Source organism: Amycolatopsis sp. NPDC104775 (genome assembly GCF_055583325.1).
The window spans coordinates 227568-245479 of sequence record NZ_JBVJOE010000006.1; the positions used below are offsets into that span (position 1 = coordinate 227568).

At 70.4% G+C, this 17912-nt stretch carries 20 protein-coding genes; 13 read left to right on the forward strand and 7 right to left on the reverse strand.

Annotated elements, in window-relative coordinates; all coding sequences use genetic code 11:
- Positions 1 to 258: 258 nt before the first annotated feature.
- Positions 259 to 741 carry a cysteine dioxygenase gene (locus ACZ63D_RS27220; protein WP_465357190.1) on the forward strand — a complete coding sequence of 161 codons (483 nt, stop codon included), beginning with the start codon at positions 259 to 261 and terminating at the stop codon, positions 739 to 741.
- A 27-nt stretch (positions 742 to 768) separates the two neighbouring features.
- Here ACZ63D_RS27220 and ACZ63D_RS27225 read toward each other — a convergent pair whose 3' ends face one another.
- Genes ACZ63D_RS27225 through ACZ63D_RS27235 form a run of 3 tightly spaced genes read right to left on the reverse strand, consistent with a single transcriptional unit; the run spans position 769 to position 2955 of the window.
- Complete coding sequence (locus ACZ63D_RS27225) at positions 769 to 1755, reverse strand: asparaginase (RefSeq protein ID WP_465357191.1); 987 nt, start codon at positions 1753 to 1755, stop codon at positions 769 to 771.
- A 10-nt stretch (positions 1756 to 1765) separates the two neighbouring features.
- A complete protein-coding gene (locus tag ACZ63D_RS27230; protein WP_465357192.1) occupies positions 1766 to 2587 on the reverse strand; it encodes a class I SAM-dependent methyltransferase in 822 nt (273 codons plus the stop codon).
- Positions 2584 to 2955, reverse strand: a complete 372-nt coding sequence (locus ACZ63D_RS27235) for a VOC family protein (protein ID WP_465357193.1) — start codon at positions 2953 to 2955, stop codon at positions 2584 to 2586. Before ACZ63D_RS27235 ends, ACZ63D_RS27230 begins: the two co-directional genes overlap by 4 nt.
- A 141-nt stretch (positions 2956 to 3096) precedes the next feature.
- Here ACZ63D_RS27235 and ACZ63D_RS27240 point away from each other — a divergent pair, with 141 nt between their 5' ends.
- Positions 3097 to 3798, forward strand: coding sequence for a response regulator transcription factor (locus ACZ63D_RS27240; RefSeq protein ID WP_465357194.1), 702 nt, complete (start codon positions 3097 to 3099; stop codon positions 3796 to 3798).
- On the forward strand, positions 3795 to 5246 hold the full coding sequence (locus tag ACZ63D_RS27245; protein ID WP_465357195.1) for a sensor histidine kinase: 1452 nt from the start codon (positions 3795 to 3797) through the stop codon (positions 5244 to 5246). Before ACZ63D_RS27240 ends, ACZ63D_RS27245 begins: the two co-directional genes overlap by 4 nt.
- Here the strand turns inward: ACZ63D_RS27245 and ACZ63D_RS27250 are convergent.
- A complete protein-coding gene (locus ACZ63D_RS27250) occupies positions 5218 to 5892 on the reverse strand; it encodes a pyridoxamine 5'-phosphate oxidase family protein (RefSeq protein WP_465357196.1) in 675 nt (224 codons plus the stop codon). The two genes, ACZ63D_RS27245 and ACZ63D_RS27250, sit on opposite strands and share 29 nt — an antisense overlap.
- Before the next feature lie 89 nt (positions 5893 to 5981).
- Between ACZ63D_RS27250 and pdxR the strand changes: the two genes are divergently transcribed.
- The 4 genes from pdxR (at position 5982) to ACZ63D_RS27270 (ending at position 11446) form a co-directional block, all read left to right on the forward strand.
- A complete protein-coding gene (pdxR, locus tag ACZ63D_RS27255; RefSeq protein ID WP_465357197.1) occupies positions 5982 to 7352 on the forward strand; it encodes a MocR-like pyridoxine biosynthesis transcription factor PdxR in 1371 nt (456 codons plus the stop codon).
- 105 nt (positions 7353 to 7457) lie between these two features.
- Positions 7458 to 8978, forward strand: a complete 1521-nt coding sequence (locus ACZ63D_RS27260; RefSeq protein ID WP_465357198.1) for a serine hydrolase domain-containing protein — start codon at positions 7458 to 7460, stop codon at positions 8976 to 8978.
- A gap of 6 nt (positions 8979 to 8984) precedes the next feature.
- Positions 8985 to 10082 carry a D-alanine--D-alanine ligase family protein gene (locus ACZ63D_RS27265; RefSeq protein ID WP_465357199.1) on the forward strand — a complete coding sequence of 366 codons (1098 nt, stop codon included), beginning with the start codon at positions 8985 to 8987 and terminating at the stop codon, positions 10080 to 10082.
- A gap of 23 nt (positions 10083 to 10105) precedes the next feature.
- Positions 10106 to 11446, forward strand: a complete 1341-nt coding sequence (locus ACZ63D_RS27270) for an MFS transporter (protein ID WP_465357200.1) — start codon at positions 10106 to 10108, stop codon at positions 11444 to 11446.
- Here ACZ63D_RS27270 and ACZ63D_RS27275 read toward each other — a convergent pair.
- Together ACZ63D_RS27275 and ACZ63D_RS27280 are read right to left on the reverse strand one after the other, a co-directional pair.
- Entirely contained in the window at positions 11427 to 11966 is a 540-nt protein-coding gene (locus ACZ63D_RS27275) for a DUF3515 domain-containing protein (protein ID WP_465357201.1), read from the reverse strand. The two genes, ACZ63D_RS27270 and ACZ63D_RS27275, sit on opposite strands and share 20 nt — an antisense overlap.
- A 19-nt stretch (positions 11967 to 11985) precedes the next feature.
- A complete protein-coding gene (locus ACZ63D_RS27280) occupies positions 11986 to 12219 on the reverse strand; it encodes an Lrp/AsnC ligand binding domain-containing protein (RefSeq protein ID WP_009074118.1) in 234 nt (77 codons plus the stop codon).
- Positions 12220 to 12356: 137 nt separating this feature from the next.
- On the opposite strand from ACZ63D_RS27280, the gene ACZ63D_RS27285 reads away from it, so the two are divergent.
- From ACZ63D_RS27285 to ACZ63D_RS27305, 5 genes are all read left to right on the forward strand, one after another.
- On the forward strand, positions 12357 to 13316 hold the full coding sequence (locus ACZ63D_RS27285) for a thiamine-phosphate kinase (RefSeq protein WP_465357202.1): 960 nt from the start codon (positions 12357 to 12359) through the stop codon (positions 13314 to 13316).
- Positions 13317 to 13337: 21 nt separating this feature from the next.
- On the forward strand, positions 13338 to 13817 hold the full coding sequence (locus ACZ63D_RS27290) for a GNAT family N-acetyltransferase (protein WP_465357203.1): 480 nt from the start codon (positions 13338 to 13340) through the stop codon (positions 13815 to 13817).
- Between the two features lie 27 nt (positions 13818 to 13844).
- Complete coding sequence (locus ACZ63D_RS27295) at positions 13845 to 14375, forward strand: gamma carbonic anhydrase family protein (protein WP_465357204.1); 531 nt, start codon at positions 13845 to 13847, stop codon at positions 14373 to 14375.
- Positions 14376 to 14406: 31 nt separating this feature from the next.
- Positions 14407 to 15084: a uracil-DNA glycosylase gene (locus ACZ63D_RS27300; protein WP_465357205.1), complete on the forward strand. Its 678-nt coding sequence runs from the start codon at positions 14407 to 14409 to the stop codon at positions 15082 to 15084.
- A 73-nt stretch (positions 15085 to 15157) separates the two neighbouring features.
- Complete coding sequence (locus ACZ63D_RS27305) at positions 15158 to 15946, forward strand: alpha/beta fold hydrolase (RefSeq protein WP_465357206.1); 789 nt, start codon at positions 15158 to 15160, stop codon at positions 15944 to 15946.
- A 51-nt stretch (positions 15947 to 15997) separates the two neighbouring features.
- On the opposite strand, the gene rpmB is transcribed toward ACZ63D_RS27305, so the two are convergent.
- The gene (rpmB, locus tag ACZ63D_RS27310; RefSeq protein WP_009074135.1) at positions 15998 to 16189 is read right to left on the reverse strand and encodes a 50S ribosomal protein L28; all 192 of its coding nucleotides are present in this window, start codon (positions 16187 to 16189) and stop codon (positions 15998 to 16000) included.
- Positions 16190 to 16323: 134 nt separating this feature from the next.
- Between rpmB and ACZ63D_RS27315 the strand changes: the two genes are divergently transcribed.
- Complete coding sequence (locus ACZ63D_RS27315) at positions 16324 to 17910, forward strand: DAK2 domain-containing protein (protein WP_465357207.1); 1587 nt, start codon at positions 16324 to 16326, stop codon at positions 17908 to 17910.
- Positions 17911 to 17912 lie beyond the last annotated feature (2 nt).

A 17912-nucleotide genomic window follows, 5' to 3' on the forward strand; every position in this document is an offset into this window, starting at 1 on the left:
GACAACTTCCGTAAACACTCACGATGGCTGGTGTCCGCGGGTGTGAACCTGCGCTCACGAGCGTGGTCCAGGGGGTGAGACGGGTTGACCGGGCGATCCGGGGCTGGTTCGCTGGGCGGCATGCTGACGTGCGCGATGACGATGCGGCCGGGGTCCGACGACCTCCGCCCCGTCATGGGCATGTCGTGTCGCTGTTGTCGGTGAACCCCGCCCCGGCCCAGCTCGACACCCATCTTCTTCCCGTGAGGACTTCTTTTCATGTTCGCCGTTCCGGACAACACCCTGCTGCGTCCCGAGAACCCCGCCCTGCGCCATCCGGTCCGCGTCGCCGTCGACGTGGCCGCCGACCGGGAACGCTGGGGCAGCCTGCTGCGCTACGACCCCGACGAGCGGTTCTCCGCCCTCGTCGAACGCACTGAGGACCAGGAGATCTGGCTGCTCAGCTGGCTTCCCGGCCAGCACACCGACCTGCATGACCACGCCTTCTCCAGCGGTGCGTTCACCGTCGTGTCCGGGCGGCTGACCGAAACCGTCGCGCGGCGCGCCCCGGGCGGGCGCGCGGTGACCGAGGTGCACGGGCTGTCCGCCGGGCAGTCGCGAGTGTTCGGGCCGGGCTACGTGCACGAGGTGCGCAACGACGGCCCGGACCCGGCGATCAGCGTGCACGTCTACCGTCAGGGCGGGCGGCAGATGCGGTCGTACCAGGCGAATGCGGTGGACGGGCCAGCACTGCGCTCGTGAGCGGCCGATCCCGGTGAGAACCGGGGCTTACGAGTCGAGGTCGCCGCGCAGCCTGAACTGCCGCTCGATCTCTTCCCGGCTCACCCCCGCGGCGAGCAGAACCTGCAACAGGATCCGCGATTTCCGCGGGCAGAGCCACCCGGCCATCGTCGCGCCCATCCGGATCAGGCTCGATTCGGAGCCGTGAAATCCGTACGTGCTCCGGAAAGTCGGGCCCGCGCCGGTCCGGGACGCGACCACGACCGGAACTTCCGCGGCCGCGATCACGTCCGCCGTTGCCGTCGACACGTGTCCGACGCCGTTGGCGGCCACCACCACGCCGCGCGCTCCGCCTTTGAGAACCAGCGAAAGCAATTCGCCTGAATCTTCGAGCCCCGATTCCAGCAGGGGCACGAGATCGACGGTTTCGGCTCCCGGCAGCACCGGCAGCCGCGGCGGCGACGGGTGGAAGTAATGCACCGCTCCTTCCGCGACCATGCCGAGCGGACCGGCCGGGCGCGACGAAAACGTTTCGACGTGGCTGGAATGCGTCTTCCGCACCCACCGCGCCGCGTGCACGTCGTCGTTGAACGCCACCAGCGCGCCCCGGCCGCGGCTGCGCGGATCGGCCGCGACGGTAAGCGCGGCGAGGATGTTCGCCTGGCCGTCCGGACTGGGCAGGCTCGGGTTCCGCATCGCGCCGGTGATCACCACGGGCGCGTCGGACGGCCAGGTGAGGTCGAACAGATACGCCGTTTCCTCCAGCGTGTCCGTGCCTTGCACCACCACGAGACCGTCCGCGCCCGCCTCGAGCTGCTCGATGCCCCACTGCCGGGTCCGCGCGAGCGTCGCGTAGTCCATCGACGAACTCGACAATCCGGCCAGCGTCGCCGCGGCGACCTCCATCGGCAGCCGGGAACCCAGTTCTCCCAGCAGGTCCTCGGCGGTCAGCCGCGGCACGACGCCGTCTTCGATCGAACGTCCGGGAGCCATCGAGATGGTGCCGCCGAGCGCGGCGACGGCGATGCGAGTCATGCCCCGCACTCTATGCGGGGTGCCGCGCCTGCAGGGTGTAGCTCGCGGCGATCCGGCGCGGGTTGTCGCGCAGCCGCCATTCGCCGTCCCCGGCCTCTTCCATCTCGTGCGGCAGCGCGTTCCACGCCGCGGTCTCGTGCTCGGTCAGCCCGGTCAGGATCAGGCCCTGGTCGAGCAGTGCGGTGACGATCTCGCCGAGCGAATGGTTCCAGCTGTGCGTGGTCGTCTTGCGCACCGGTTCGTCCGTGTCGACGTACGTGGTGTCGTCGCTGAATACGAGCGGTTCGTCGTGTTCGAAGTAGTCGTATTTCGGCCACGCGCGTTCGGATTCGTCGTCGAGCGACCACAGCATCGGATGGCCTTCGCGCATGAACAGCCGTCCGCCCGGGCGCAGCAGCCGCGCGACGACCTCCGCCCACGGCGTGATCTTCGGCAGCCAGCAGAGCGCGCCGACCCCGGTGTACACCAGGTCGAACGTGTTCTCGCCGAAGACTTCCACCGCGTCGTAGACGTTCGCCTCGTGGTAGTCGATGTCCGCACCGGTGGCTTCGGCGAGCTCGCGCGCTTCGGCGAGCGAAGCCGGGGAAAGGTCCAGACCAGAGATCTTGGCCCCGAGCCGGTGCAGCGACAGCGTGTCCGTGCCGATGTGGCATTGCAGGTGCACGGCGCGCAGCCCGGAAACGTCGCCGAGCCGCGGCTGGTCGAAGCGCACGATCTGGCTCAGGTGCGTGGGATCGGCCTTGAACTTGTCGAACTCGTAGTACGCCGAGCGCGCGTGGATCGGTGCCCGGTCGTCCCAGTTGGCGCGGTTGATCTCAAACGAATTCGTCATGCCCTCTCCGCCGCGCCGCGCAGGACGCAGAATTCGTTGCCTTCCGGGTCCTGCAGGACCGCCCAGCCGCCACCGTCCTCCCGGCGGTGGTCGGAATGCAGCGTCGCGCCCAGTCCGAGCAGCCGGTCCACCTCATCCTCGCGAGACCCGTCCGGCCGCAGGCAGAGGTGCAGCCGGTTCTTGCCCGCCTTCGGCTCCGGGACGGCGATGAACAGCAGCGTGACGCCGGAGTCGAGCAGGATGCCGATCTCCGGGTCGCCCTGTTTGTCTCCCTCGCCGATCGGGCGGCCGGTCACCTGGGTCCAGAACTGGGCCAGTGCCCACGGGTCCGCGCAGTCGACGGTGATGTTCTCCACTACGGAGGTCATCGGGCTCCTCGGAGTCAGGGGGTGGATGCCGGTTCGGAGTCTGCCCGGATCGTCCGATGCGCGCGAGCGGTTTCCTGTCGAATAGCTGTCAGCTGGGGGTTCGGCTCGCGCGCCGGCGCGGGCGTCGCGGAGGATGGCGGGGTGGAGAACCCGAACCCGGTGCGGCTGCTCGTCGTGGACGACGAGCCGCACATCGCCGACCTGGTCGCGACCGTCGCCCGTTACGAGGGCTGGCAGGCCGTGACGGCCGGGTGCGGCGCCGACGCGCTCGCGCGCGCCGCGGAGTTCGCTCCGGACATCGTCGTGCTCGACCTCATGCTGCCCGATTTCGACGGGTTCACCGTGCTCGACAAGCTGCGCGAGAACCACGACGCGGTCCCGGTGGTTTTCCTGACCGCGAAGGACGCGACCGCCGACCGCATCGCCGGCCTCACCCGCGGGGGTGACGACTATCTGGTCAAGCCGTTCTCCGTCGAGGAATTGATGGCGCGGCTGCGTGCGGTGCTGCGGCGGACGTCGGAAAAGCCGGACACCCGGTCGGTCGTGCTGCAGGTGGGCGACCTCACCCTGGACGAAGAGACGCACGAAGTCCGGCGCGGCGGCCAGCTCGCCGAGCTGACTCCGACCGAATACGAGCTGCTGCGCTATCTGATGCGCCGCTCGCCAGCCGTGCTCACGAAAGCGCAGATCCTCGACCACGTGTGGGAATACGATTTCGGCGGACGGTCCAATGTGGTCGAACTCGCGATCTCCCGGCTGCGCCGCAAGCTCGACACCGAAGCCGAACCGCTGATCCACACCGTGCGCGGCGTCGGATACTCGGTGCGGCAGGCGGGCCGGTGAACCGGATCGGGCGCTGGGCTCGCCGGTGGTACCGGGCTTGGCGCGCTTCGCGGCTGGGCACGCGGCTGGCGTTCGGGCTGGGTGCGTTGTCGCTGGTGGTGTTCGCGATCGTCGGGGCGCTGACCGTCGAGCTGATGCACGATTACCTCAACCGCAGGCTCGACGAGCAGCTCAGGAGCAGCCAGGTCGCGCAGGTGCCGCATCTGCGCGAGTCGAAGGACAATCCGGAAGTCGTTTACTCCTGGTACTCGGCGGTTTTCGACGTGCGGGAGGGGCACGCGACCCCGCAGCCGGGCAGCACCTTGCCCAGCGACGTGCGGCCGCTGGCGCGGGTCGCCGAAGAGGCGACCAGCGGCGACCTTTTCCGCACGATCGCCTTGCCAGGTCAGGGCTCTTACCGGGTGCGGGCGTGTCCGGTGGAGACGTCGCAGAACGGCACCGGCACGGTGTTGCTGAGTGCCGCGCCGCAGGCCGATCTCGACAACACGGTGCAGCAGCTGATGTTGATCGAAGTGATCGCGTTCCTGATCGCCTTGGCGATTCTCGTCGTGGCTGGCCGAGTGGTGCTGCGGCGGGGGTTGCGGCCGTTGTCGGACATGGCTGGCACCGCGCATGACATCGCTTCGCACGACCTCACCGCCACAGCGGACTTGCCGGTGCGCGCGTCCGGGACCGGTGGTGGCGCGGAAGTCGAGGAGCTGCGGACGGCGTTCAACTTGATGTTGAGCCACATCGAGTCTTCGCTCGCCGCACGCACTGAGGCGAACGATCGGCTGCGCAGGTTCGTCGCCGATGCCTCGCATGAGCTGCGGACGCCGTTGACGTCGATTCGCGGCTATGCCGACCTTTTCCGTTACGCCGCCGCGAACGAGCCGGAGGAACGCGAGGCGCACCTGGAGAAAATCCGGGCCGAGACCGCGCGGATGAGCGTGCTGGTGGACGATCTGCTGCTGCTCGCCCGCCTTGACGCGCGCGATGTCGAACCGCCGGTGCGTCCGCAGCGGATGGATCTCACCGAAGTCGCCGCCGCTGCCGCGGACGCGTTCCGAGCCGGTCGTCCGGGACATCCGCTGACCGTGTCGATTCCGGAGGAACCGGTGCTGCTGCACGCGGATCCGGCCCGGGTGCGGCAAGTCCTGGACAACTTGCTGGCCAACGCGGCCGTGCATACTCCCGAGGGGACTCCGGTGGAGCTGACGGTGGCAGCGGCGGACGGAATGGCCGTCGCCACGGTCGCCGATGCCGGGCCGGGGATTCCCGAAGAAGACCAGCAGCGGATTTTCGACCGGTTCTATCGCGTCGACAACTCCCGCACCCGGGCCGCTGGCGGCACCGGGCTGGGGTTGTCGGTGGCGCATTCACTGGCGGTTGAGCACGGCGGGACGGTTTCGCTGGACAGCCGCCCCGGCCGGACTGTGTTCACTGTGCGGTTGCCGTTGTCTTCGTGACGCGTGCCGCGACGTGTTCGGGCACTTCCCAGCCCGGCGGGAGGTCGGCGGAGGGTTCTGGCTCGCCGAAGACCGTGCGCACCGGCAGCACTCCCGCCCAGGCGGCGTTCGCGGCGACGTCTTCGGGTTCGTCGTCTGGTCCTTCGGCGCGAAACTTCACCGACGCTTCGGCCAAGTCGAGTGCGAGGACCGAAACCGCGGCGAATTCCTTCTTGTTCACCGAGCGGGCGTGCTCCCACGAACCAGGGGAGAGGTGGTCGGTGAGCACGTGCAGGCCGCGCATCTTTTCGTCCGGGTCGGTCACCAGCCGCGCCTGGCCGAGGATCACCGCACTGCGGTAGTTGACCGAGTGGTTGTTCACCGAGCGGCAGTAGACGATCCCGTCGAGCAGGGTGACCGTCACGCAGACGTCGGTTTCCCCGGCGGCGGCTCGCAGACTGGCCGCGCCCGTGGAACCATGCAAGTACAGGGTGTCGCCGTCGCGGCCGTATCCGGTGGGCAGCACCAGCGGGACGCCGTCGCGGATCACGCCGAGGTGGCAGATCAGTGCCTCGTCGAGCACGGCGTAAAGCGCGGCGCGCTCGCTGGCGGCGCGGTGGCGTTTGCGGCCGAGCGTGGTGCGTTCGGTAGGCGAAAGGCTGCTCATGCGCTCAGTGTGCGGCGAGCAAGTGGCTACGTTGAATGTCCACTTCTTCTACACTTGAGAAGTCCACTTCGCTGTAACGGAGGTCCTCCGTGTCCTACGCCGACACCGCCCTGCCGGTCAGTCTCGACCGCGAAGCGGCCACCCCGCTGGCCGTGCAGCTGGCTGACGCGCTGCGCGAAGCGGCGGCTGGCGGACATCTCCGCGGCGGCGACCGGCTGCCGTCCACACGCGCGCTGGCGGAACGGCTCGGTGTCTCGCGCACGGTCACTTCCGCCGCGTACGAGCAGCTTCACGCGGAGGGCTGGATCGCCGGACGGCACGGTTCCGGCACGTACGTGACCACTCCGCCGACTCGCGCCGCCGCGTCCGTCACGATGCCCGGTTCGCTGCTCGCCGAGACAGAACCACCTCCAGTGCTCGACCTCGCGCCGGGCACGCCGTGGGCAGGCGGGCTCGACCGCGCGGCGTGGCGGCGGGCGTGGCGGGCGGCCGCCGACCCCGAACCGCTCACGCGCGCGCATCGCGCCGGGTTGCCGGAATACCGCGCCGCGGTGTCGGAACACCTGTTGCGCCACCGGGGTTTGGCCGCGGGCTCGGTGCTCGCGACCGGCGGCACGACCGCGGCGGTTGTGGAACTCGCCGCCGCGGTGGTGCGCCGGGGTGCGATCGTCGCCTTGGAGGAACCGGGTTATCAGCGTGCCGTGCAAGCGTTCCGGCAGGCCGGGCTCACCGTCGTGGGTGTGCCGGTGGACGAGGAAGGCCTGCGCCCGGACGCGATTCCGGCCGGGGCGCGCGCGGTTTACTGCTCGCCCGCGCATCAATACCCGATGGGCAGCCGGATGAGCGCGGCCCGGCGCGTGCAGCTCGTGGAACGCGCCCGCGCGGAAGGCATGCTGGTCATCGAGGACGACTACGACGGCGAACTGCGCTTCGACGTCGCCCCGCTGCCGATGCTGGCCGCGCTCGCCCCGGACGTCGTCGTGCACCTCGGCACCACCAGCAAGATCCTCACCCCGACGCTCGGCGCGGGCTGGCTCGTCGCGCCCGCCGCGGTGGCCGATTCCATTCTGGCGTACCGGGATCTCACCGGAACCCGTCCGTCGCCCGCGGGCCAGCGGGTGCTGGTCGAACTGGCCCGGACCGGCGATCTGGGGCGGCATCTGCGGAAGCTGCGCCGGGAAATGGCCGAACGCCGGACGATCCTGGTGGCCGCGCTGACGAACGCCGGGATCCCGTTCGTCGGCGACGACGCCGGCGCGCACCTGGTGGTGCCGGTGGCGAGCGCCGAGGCCGAAGCGCAGCTGATCGCCGCCGCGGAACGGCATTCGATCCGGCTCGACGGCCTGGCCCGCCACTTCGCCGGAACGCCGACGGTGCACGGCATCGCGCTGGGGTACGCGGGCTGCTCGCGGGAAGCGTTGATCGCCGCGGTGCCGACGCTCATCGATCTGCTTCGCTGAAGCGGGGGTCAGCCCTACCTTCGGTCCGCCGGTCAGCTTCATGGTGCCGGATCCGCTGCTCCGCGAGGCTTTTGCCGATCAGTTCGGCGCGCGGAGGAGTGCGGGATGGCTTGGCGGATTCGAGCGGCAGCGGCAGCGATCGTGACCGCGGCGGTGTTCGCCGCGCCAGCTTCGGCACAGGCACCGGATACCGCGATCTCACACCTGCGCGAAGAACTGGCGAGCGGGCCGCCGTCGTCCTACGCGGTGGTGTCCGCGGACGGGGCGGTGACGACCGGCGCGGTCGGCTCCGGCGTGACGCCGCAGTCGCCGTTTCTGCTTGGCTCGCTGAGCAAATCGTTCACCGCGCTAGCCGTCATGCAGCTCGTCGACGCGGGCAAGGTCGGCCTGGACACCCCGATCACCGCCTACCTGCCGTGGTTCCGCACCGCCGGAGCGAACGACCCGATCACCGTGCGGCAACTGCTGAACCAGACCAGCGGCCTGCCCACCGAAGCGGGAACCGTCGACCTCTACGAGCCGGAAACCACGCTGGAGCAGCGGGTCCGGGCACTCGCCGACGTCATCCCGGTCTCCCGCCCCGGCACGACTTTCCACTACTGCAACAAGAACTATGCGACGCTCGGCCTGATGATCGAGCAGGTGTCCGGCCAGAGCTATGCCGACTACCTCAAAGCGCACGTCCTCGCCCCGCTCGGCATGACGCGCACCTTCACCAACCTCGCCGACGCACGCCGCGCAGGCCTGATCGAGGGTTCGGCAGTGCTCTTCGGCCTGAACGTGCCGATGGAAACGCCGGATTTCCCCGCCGCGCGGCCCGACGGATACCTGGTTTCCACCGCCGAGGACCTCAGCCACTACCTGACCTTCCAGATGGCCGGCGCCTACCGCGGCGTCCGGCCGCTGTCCGCCGAAAGCCTGCGGCTGATGCACAACGCGGCCGTCCCCACCGGCGACGACCACGCCATCGACGGCATCGATCACTACGGATTCGGCTGGGGCACCGGCACTGTCCACGGCCACCCGGTCGTCCAGCACGACGGCGACCTGACCCGGTACCACGCCAACCTGGGATATCTGCCGGACCAGCAGGTAGGCCTGGTGGTGCTGACCTCGCGCAACCCGGTCCTGCTGGACAACGGCGCGCCGTTCCACCACGCACTCGCGATGCTCGCGGGCGCCCCGGCTCCCGAGGTCGGCAACGGCTTCCTGCTGACCTACGGGGTCATCGACGGTGTCGCCCTCCTGGTCCTGATCGCGATGGTCTTGGCGACCCGCCGACAGATCCGCCGGGCGCGGAATCTGCCGGAACTCCTGCGAGACAAGGGGTTTCCCCGAGTGGCGGTGCGTCCGCTGGCCGGCCATCTGATCGCGGCGGCCGCACTGTACGCGGCGGTCTTCGGCGGAGCCGGCATGCTCAGCTACGGCGGCTGGCTGCCGGTGGACGTGGCGTTCCAGACGTTGCCGGACTTCACGGTCCTCGTCCTGGCCGGGATGGCGTTCCTGGTGGTGCGCGGGACGGCGTGGTTCGCGCTGGCCGCCGCGCGCCGGACGGCCCGACCAGCGGCTCGACCAGCGAAGACACCCCCGGCGCGCGCTGACGGCGAGGCTCACCCGGTACGGTGACCGGCTATGAGTGCTGAAAAGGTCCGGGTCGCGGTCGTGTTCGGCGGGCGCAGCAGCGAGCACACCATCTCGTGCCTGTCCGCGGGCAGCGTGATCTCGAACCTGGATCCGGAACGCTTCGAGGTGCTCCCGGTGGGCGTCACGCCGAGCGGCGGCTGGGTGCTCGGCACCGGCGACCCGAAGCAGCTCAGCATCCAGGGCCGCGAGCTGCCGTCGGTGGAGTCCGGCCGCGCGCTCGTGCTCGCCGGCGACCCGACCAGCCGCGAGCTGCGCACGGTCGACCCGGGCCAGGCCACCGAGGTGCTGGGCACGGTCGACGTCGTCTTCCCGGTGCTGCACGGAGCCTTCGGCGAGGACGGCACCATCCAAGGCCTGCTCGAACTCGCCGACATCCCGTACGTCGGCCCCGGCGTGTTCGCCAGCGCGGCGGCGATGGACAAGGAATACGCGAAGAAGCTGCTCGCCGCGGAAGGGCTGCCGGTCGGCACCTACGCGGCGCTGCGCCGCGGACAGTCCACTTTGGCCGAACAGGACCGCGAACGCCTTGGCCTGCCGGTGTTCGTGAAGCCCTCGCGCGCCGGTTCGTCGGTCGGCATCTCGCGGGTCGCGGACTGGGCGGACCTGGACGTCGCGATCGAGCTGGCCCGGCGCACCGACCCGAAGGTGCTCGTCGAGGCCGCGGTGCGCGGGCGCGAGGTCGAATGCGGCGTGCTGGAATTCCCGGACGGCCGCGTCGAGGCGTCGCTCCCGGCGGAGATCCGGGTGCTCGCCGAGGGCGAGGACGCCTGGTACGACTTCGAGACCAAGTACCTCGGCGAGGACGCCGAGCTGGACATCCCGGCCAAACTGGACGACGCGCTCACCGACCGGCTGCGCGCGATGGCCGTCGAGGCGTTCCGCGCGCTCGACTGCCAGGGCCTCGCCCGCGTCGACTTCTTCGTGACCGAAGAGGGCGATCTGGTGATCAATGAGGTCAACACGATGCCCGGCTTCACCACGAAGTCCGCCTACCCGAAGATGTGGGAGGTGACCGGGGTGGATTATCCGACGTTGCTGTCGACGCTGATTGACACCGCGCTCGCCCGGGGCACCGGCCTGCGCTGACCGCGACCGGAGGGACCCAGCGCGTGCGGATCGCATCCCGGCTCGACCGGCTCCCGGTCACCCGGCGGCACCGGTACTTCGTCGCGGTGGTCGGCATCGCGACCTTCTTCGACCTCTACGACCTGTTCCTCGCCGCGACCATCAGCACCGTCCTCACCAAGGAGTTCGGCGTCACCCCGACGACGCTGAAATACGTCCTGGCGTCGGCGTTCGTCGGCGCGTTCGTGGGCGCGGTGTTCCTCGGCAGGCTCGCCGACCGGCTGGGACGGCGGCGCGCTTTCCTGCTCACGCTGGGCCTGTACTCGGTGTTCACGCTGCTCGGCGCCTTCAGCACCGACGTATGGATGCTGGTGATCTGCCGTTTCATCGCCGGGATCGGCATCGGCGCGGAACTGCCGGTCGCCGACGCTTACCTCGCCGACCTGCTGCCCGCTCGCGCCCGAGGCCGCGCGACAGCTTGGGCTTACACCATCGGCTTCTGCGGTGTCCCCGCCGCGGGATTCCTCGCCCGCGCGCTCGTCGGCCACGCGCCGCTCGGCATCGACGGCTGGCGCTGGCTGTTCGTGATCGGCGCGCTGGGCGCGGCGGTCGTGTGGGCATTGCGGTTCACACTGCCGGAATCACCGCGTTGGCTTGCGGCACAAGGAAGAATCGGCGAAGCGGACGAGGTCGTGCGCAAGCTCGAAGCGAGCGCGCCGCAGCCGTTGCCCGAACCGGAGCCGGAACCGCCCGCGCCCGAACCGGTGCGCGCGTCGGCGTTGCTGCGTCCGCCGTGGTTCCGCCGCACGGCGATGCTGTACGTCTTCCAACTGCTGCAGTCGTTCGGCTACTACGGTTTCGGCTCGTTGGTGCCGCTTGTGCTGGCCGCCAAGGGTTTCGGTCTCGTCAGTTCGCTGACGTTCAGCGCGCTCACCTTCCTCGGCTACCCGATCGGCTCGGCGCTGTCCATCCCGATCATCGAACGGCTGGAACGCAAATGGCTGATCGTCGCGAGCGCGGCGGCGATGGCGGCGTTCGGGCTGGCCTTCGGCTACGCCACGTCCGGCGTGCTGATCGCGGTGTTCGGCTTCTGCTACACCGCCGTCAGCAACGTCTTCTCCAACGCGTTCCACACCTATCAGGGCGAACTGTTCCCGACGTCGCTGCGCGGCACCGCGGCCGGTTCGGCCTACGCACTGTCCCGGCTCGCGACCGCCGCGATGCCGTTCGTGCTGCTGCCGATCCTGCATTCGGCGGGCGCGACGACGATGTTCGCCGTGGTCGCGGGTGCGATGGTGCTGCTGATGATCGACGTGGCGGTGCTCGGGCCGCGGACCACCGGCGAGTCGCTGGAAACGATCGCGGCTAGAACGTCAGGGGCTTGACCGGGAGCTTCGCGGCGATGGCGTCCGAAATGGTCTGCAGCGGTCCCGTGCCCGCGCTCGCTGGGACGGTCAGCGCGACGTAAACCGGCCGGTCGACCGCGTACCAGGTGGCCGAGCCGCCCTGCTCGATCTGCAGCCATTGCACCTTATTGACCACGCGCAGCTGCGCGGTCTGGGTGAGCTCCGGCGGGCGTTCGAGGCCGCAGCGCAGCACGACCGGGTCCGGTTCTCCCCACGCGACGGTGGCCTTCGGCGCGGGCTCGGCGAGCGTGCGCGGCGACAGTTCCTTGCCGTTCGACGTGAGCGTGCCCGGGACCCCGGCGATCAGCTTCGCGCAGTCGGGGGACCCGGCCTGCGGCGCGGGAACGGACACGAGCGCGAGCGGCTGGTTCGGATCTGGCTGGCCGGAAGAGTTCTTCGTCAGCGCGACGACCGCGACCGCGACCGCCAGCGCGGCCACTAGCAACGACGCGGTGACGAGGACGACCTTCGGCGGGGCCCCGGTGTCGGTGTCTGCCACCGCCTCAGTGGACCACGCCTCAGAGATGGACGACCGGGCAGGTCAGCGTGCGCGTGATCCCTTCCACGTTCTGCACGCGGGCGACCACGAGCTGGCCGAGCTGGTCCACAGTGTCCGCGGCGGCGCGCACGATCACGTCGTAGGGGCCGGTGACGTCCTCGGAGCTGGTCACGCCCGGCACCCCGGCGATCTCCGCAGCCACCGCGGCCGCCTTGCCGACCTCGGTCTGGATGAGGATGTATGCGTGGACCACGGCGTGCCCTTTCGTCGGTGGCGATCGAGTCGAGGTAGGAACGGTGTAGGAAACGTAGCGCCAGCCCCGGGAAAAACCTAGGGGATCCGATAGTCGGTGGCCGATCCGACACAGGCAAGGGAAACAGGAGGTGACCGGTGTCACCGGACGAGCACTCGGTGGCCGCGACAGGCGAGTTCGGCCTGATCCAGCGGGTCACCCAAGGACGCCCGCAGCCCCCGTCGACGCTGCTGGGCCCGGGCGACGACGCGGCGGTTCTGGCCGCGCCGGACGGGCGCGTGGTCGTGACGACCGACGTGCTGGTTCACGGCGTGCACTTCCGGCTCGACTGGTCGAGCCCGGAGCAGGTCGGGCGCAAGGCGGTCGCGGTGAACCTGTCCGACGTCGCGGCGATGGGCGCGAAACCCACGTCGGTGGTCGTCGGGCTCGCGTGCCCGGCGGACACCCCGGCGCGGGTCGTGACCGAGATCATGGACGGCATGTGGGCCGAAGCGGGTGCGGCGGGCATCGGAGTGTCCGGCGGCGACCTCGTGAGCGCGGACCAGCTCGTGCTCAGCGTCACCGCTTTGGGCGACCTCGAAGACCGCGAACCGGTGACCCGGTCCGGCGCGCGTCCCGGCGACGTGCTCGCCGTGTGCGGACGGCTCGGCTGGGCCGCGGCCGGGCTCGCGGTGCTGCGCCGCGGCTTCCGGTCGCCGGTCGGCGTGGTGAACGCGCAGCGCTGCCCGGAACCGCCGTACGCCGCCGGTCCGCAAGCCGCGCGCGCCGGAGCTACGGCGATGATGGACATCTCCGACGGTCTGCTCGCCGATCTCGCCCATCTGGCCGCGGCTTCCGACGTCGGCCTCGACGTGCAAACCGCGTTGCTCGAAGTGTCGACGCGGCTGAAAGAGGTCGGCAGCGCACTGGGCGCGGACCCGCTGCAGTGGGTGCTGACCGGCGGCGAGGACCACGCGCTGGTCGCGACGTTCCCGCCGTTCGACGACCTGCCCGAGGGCTGGCGCAAGATCGGCGTGGTCACCATGCCCGGCTCCGGGGTCACTGTGGACGGACGGGAGTACGACCAGCAAGGCGGCTGGGAGCACTGGCAGCAGTGATTTTTCATTAAGGTGGCGGCCGTGGACATCCGTGCCGTCGCCTTCGACCATCCCGACGCCGTCAAGCTGATGGCCGAAATCCAGCTCGAATACGTGCGCCGCTACGGCGGCGAGGACGAGACTCCCATGGACGCCGCGGAGTTCACGCCACCGAGGGGCCTGTTCCTCGTCGGATACCTGGACAACGTGCCGGTGGCGTCCGGTGCGTGGCGCGCGCACGACGGCCCGGAGCCCACGTTCCGGCCTGGCGACGTCGAGATCAAGCGGATGTACGTGGTCGAATCCGCGCGGGGCCGCGGTTTCGCCCGCGCGATGCTCGCCGAACTGGAACGCACCGCGGTCGCCGCCGGACGGCGCCGTGTCGTGCTGGAGACGGGGACCGAACAGCCGGAGGCGATCGCCCTCTACCGTTCGTCGGGTTACGCCGCGATCCCGGCCTTCGGCTACTACCTGGACATGCCTCACAGCCGGTACTACGGCAAGGATCTCGCCCGCGACTGACGAACACCGAACGACCTGGAGGCGGCATTGGCCATCTACGCGCTCGGCGACCTGGTCCCGACCATCCACCCGGACGCCTATGTCCATCCCGACGCCACGGTGATCGGCGACGTCCGGATCGGAGCGCGCGCGTCGGTCTGGCCGCAGACGGTGCTGCGCGGCGACCACGGGTACATCGAGATCGGCGAACGCTCGAACGTGCAGGACGGCTGCGTCATCCACTGCACCGCGCGGCATCCGACGATCTTGGGCCCGTCGTCGGCGGTCGGACACGCGGTGCACATCGAGGGCGCGACGATCGGCACCGGCTGCCTCGTCGCGTCGGGTTCTGTGGTGCTGAACGGAAGCGTGATCGAGGACGGCGGGATGGTCGGGGCGGGCGCGGTGCTGTCGTACGAGTCGACCGTCCGCACCGGCGAGATCGCGCTGGGAGTTCCGGCGAAAACACGGCCGAACAAGTCGTTTTCGGAGGACCAGATCGCCGCTGTCGTGGATTCCTACGTCCGGCGCGGAGCCCGGTTCCGCGCGGAGTTGCGCAGGCTGGACCCGCCCCAGTGACGCCGGGCACGTGGCGCTAGGCTCGCGGGCCGTGACTGGACGACCGCTGGACGAAATCGTCGAAGCCGGCTGGGCGAAAGCCCTTGAACCAGTGGCCCCGCAGGTCGCCGCGATGGGGGAGTTCCTCCGCGCCGAGATCGCCGCGGGCCGCACCTACCTTCCCGCGGGCGAGCACGTGCTGCGCGCGTTCAAGCAGCCGTTCGACGACGTCCGCGTGCTGATCGTCGGCCAGGACCCCTACCCGACTCCCGGGCACGCGGTCGGCCTGAGCTTCTCGGTGGCCCCGGACGTGCGGCCGATCCCGAAGAGCCTGATCAACATCTACCAGGAGTACTGCGAGGATCTGGGCCACCCGACGCCGTCCAACGGCGACCTGACGCCGTGGGCGGAGCGGGGCGTGCTGCTGCTGAACCGGTCGCTGACCGTGCAGCCGCACAAGTCCAATTCGCACCAGGGCAAGGGCTGGGAGCAGGTCACCGAGCAGGCGATCAAGGCGCTCGCGGCACGGGGCGGGCCGCTGGTGGCGATCCTGTGGGGCCGGAACGCGCGGAACCTGCGACCGATGCTCGGCGACGTGCCGTGCATCGAATCGGCGCACCCGAGCCCGCTCTCGGCGCGCAACGGCTTCTTCGGCTCGCGTCCGTTCAGCCGGGCGAACCAGCTGCTCGTCCAGCAGGGCGCGGAACCGCTCGACTGGAAACTTCCCTGACGCGGCGTGTCCAGTTCCGGCGGTCCGCTCCGACCACCAGGGTAAGAACGACCGAAAACCCTGGAGGAAAGCCATGACCGCCACCGTCACGTCCGCCGACGGCACCCCGATCGCCTTCGACACCTACAGCTCGGGTTCGCCGGTGCTGCTGGTCGGTGGCGCGGTGAACGACCGGACGACCGTCGCCGGACTCGCCGCGGTGCTGGCCGACGCGGGCTTCACCGCGATCGCTTACGACCGGCGAGGGCGCGGCGACAGCGGCGACGCGCAGGTCTACGCGGTGGAACGCGAGATCGACGACCTCGAGGTGCTGATCGAGGCCGTCGGCGGGTCGGCCGCGCTGTTCGGCCACTCGTCCGGCGCGATCCTGGCCTTGGAAGCGGCGGCGCGCGGCCTGCCGATCACGAAGGTCGCGGTGTACGAGCCGCCGTTCATCGGCGACGACCGCCCGCGTCCGGCCGAGGATCTGGTGGACCGGGTGAGCGCCCGCCTCGCCGACGGCGACCGGGACGGCGCGGTGGAGCTGTTCCTGGTCGAGGGCACCGGCACCCCAGCTTCGGTGGTGGACTCGATGAAGTCCGCGCCGGTGTGGGGCTGGTTCGTCGGCCTGGCGCACACGCTGCCGTACGACCTGACCATCTGCGGGCGTGGCAACCACCTGCCGACAGACCGGCTGGCGGCGATCACCGTCCCGGTGCTGTCCCTGTCCGGCGGTGCGGGTGAGGCGTGGATGACCTCGTCGGCGAAGGCGGTCGCGGCTGCCGTCGCGCATGGGCGGTACGAAGAGATCCCTGGCCAGGATCACGGCGTGTTGAACGCGCCGGAGTCTCTGCGGGATGTGTTGACGAACTTCCTGCGGTGACGAAAAAGGGGCGGGTGCCGAAGCACTCGCCCCTTTCCAAAGCTGCTGAATTCAGCCTCGGACGACCTTGCCAGCCTTGATGCACGAGGTGCAGGCGTTGAGCCGCTTGCGCTGGGACACGCCGACCTTCGCGTGCACAACCTGGATGTTCGGGTTCCACCGGCGGTTGGTACGCCGGTGGGAGTGCGAGACCGACTTGCCGAAGCCGGGTCCCTTGCCACAGACGTCGCACACGGCAGCCACGTCGAACTCCTCTGGATATGGGACAAAGAATGCGCGCCCGAACGTGCCGGGCAACTCGACCATAGTAACGAGTGGTTTCCGGAGGCTCTCCGCGGGGTCGTTACCCTCGCGGGGACCGGCTAGGAGGTTACGGGGTGCGGGTGCTGGACGCGGCGGCGGTGTCGGGCTGGGCGGCGGCTTCGGTGCGCAGCTTGGACAGGCTGCGCTCGGCTATCGACGGCATCAACGTCTACCCGGTCGCGGACTCCGACACCGGCTCCAACCTGCTGTACACGATGACCGGCGCGCACGAGGCGCTCGCCGGGGCGGAACCGGCGGACGCGGCGGAGGCGCTGGCGGTGCTGGCGCGCGGGGCGGTGGCGCACGCGCGGGGCAACTCGGGCGTGATCCTGTCCCAGGTCGTGCGGGGGATGGCCGACTGGGCGGCCGACGGCGGCGACCTCGACGGCGCTGGTCTCGCCGCCGCGCTGGGGCACGCGGACCAGGTCGCCACGGGAGCGGTCAGCAGGCCGGTCGCCGGGACGATGCTGACCGTCCTGCACACCGTGGCCGCCGCTGTTCGAGACACGACGCGGACGTTGCCCGAGGTCGCGCGCGAGGTCGTCACCGTGGCCGCGGCGGCACTGGAAGAGACGCCCAAGCAACTGCCCGCGCTGGCGAAGGCCGGGGTCGTTGACGCCGGGGGCCGCGGCCTGGTCGCGGTGCTCGACGCGCTGGCTGGCGTGATCACTGGCGAGACCCAAGACCCCGGGCATGACCTGGGGACGGTCGCTTCGCTGCCGGAGCAGGCGCCGTACGCGTGGGAGGTCATGTACCTGCTGGACGAGGTCGACGAGGCCCGGCTGCCCGCGTTGCGGAAGGAACTGAGCGGGTTCGGCGACAGCGTGACGGTGGCCGGCGACGGTTCGGGCAGTCACGCGGTGCACGTCCATTGCGCGGACATCGGCGCGGCCATCGAAGCCGGGCTGCAGCTGGGCAGGCCGCGGCGGATCCGCGTCGAGCCGCTGCTCACGCCGACGCCGATCGAACCCGGGGGCGGCATTGACCGGTCGGTGGTCGCGGTGGTGCGCGGCGGCGGGCTCGCCGAGCTGCTGCGGGCCGAGGGCGTCGCTGTGCTGGCGGTGCCGGACGGCGAGATTCCCAGCGTCGAGGATATGATCGGGTTGTTCAACGAGGCGGCCGGGCAGCATCTGAGCGTGCTGCCGGGTGGGCCGGAGCTCACCGCGGCCGCCGACGCCGCGGCCGGGCATCCGATGGCGGGCGAGCGGGACGTCGTGGTCATCCCGTGCGCGTCGCCGGTGCAGGTGCTGGCCGCACTCGCGGTGCACGACAGCGGCCGCCGGGTCAACGACGACGTCGTCGCGATGGCCGAGGCGGCCGCCGCGACCAGGCGTGGCGAGCTGCGGATCGCGCACGAGGAGTCGCTAACCTGGGTGGGCCGGGCCCAGTCCGGCGACGTGATCGGTCTGGTCGACGACGAGGTGGTGCTGATCGAGCCCGCCCCGGCGTCGGCGACGAATCTCGTCGCGGCCGCGGTCAGCGTGCTGAACCGGATGCTGGCGCTCGGCGGCGAGCTGGTCACCGTCCTGAGCGGGGCGGACGCTCCGCCGAAGGTGGTCGCGGAGCTCGCCGAGCAACTGCGGCTGGAGCACCCCGAGGTGGAGTTGACGAGTTACGCCGGCGGTCAAAGCGACGCTGTGCTGCTGATGGGGGTCGAATAATC

Excerpts from the sequence above, each read along its gene's own strand:
- ACZ63D_RS27220 (WP_465357190.1), top strand. The coding sequence starts at position 259 with ATGTTCGCCGTTCCGGACAACACCCTGCTGCGTCCCGAGAACCCCGCC.
- ACZ63D_RS27225 (WP_465357191.1), bottom strand. The coding sequence starts at position 1,755 with ATGACTCGCATCGCCGTCGCCGCGCTCGGCGGCACCATCTCGATGGCT.
- ACZ63D_RS27230 (WP_465357192.1), bottom strand. The coding sequence starts at position 2,587 with ATGACGAATTCGTTTGAGATCAACCGCGCCAACTGGGACGACCGGGCA.
- ACZ63D_RS27235 (WP_465357193.1), bottom strand. The coding sequence starts at position 2,955 with ATGACCTCCGTAGTGGAGAACATCACCGTCGACTGCGCGGACCCGTGG.
- ACZ63D_RS27250 (WP_465357196.1), bottom strand. The coding sequence starts at position 5,892 with ATGAGCAGCCTTTCGCCTACCGAACGCACCACGCTCGGCCGCAAACGC.
- ACZ63D_RS27260 (WP_465357198.1), top strand. The coding sequence starts at position 7,458 with ATGGCTTGGCGGATTCGAGCGGCAGCGGCAGCGATCGTGACCGCGGCG.
- ACZ63D_RS27265 (WP_465357199.1), top strand. The coding sequence starts at position 8,985 with ATGAGTGCTGAAAAGGTCCGGGTCGCGGTCGTGTTCGGCGGGCGCAGC.
- ACZ63D_RS27305 (WP_465357206.1), top strand. The coding sequence starts at position 15,158 with ATGACCGCCACCGTCACGTCCGCCGACGGCACCCCGATCGCCTTCGAC.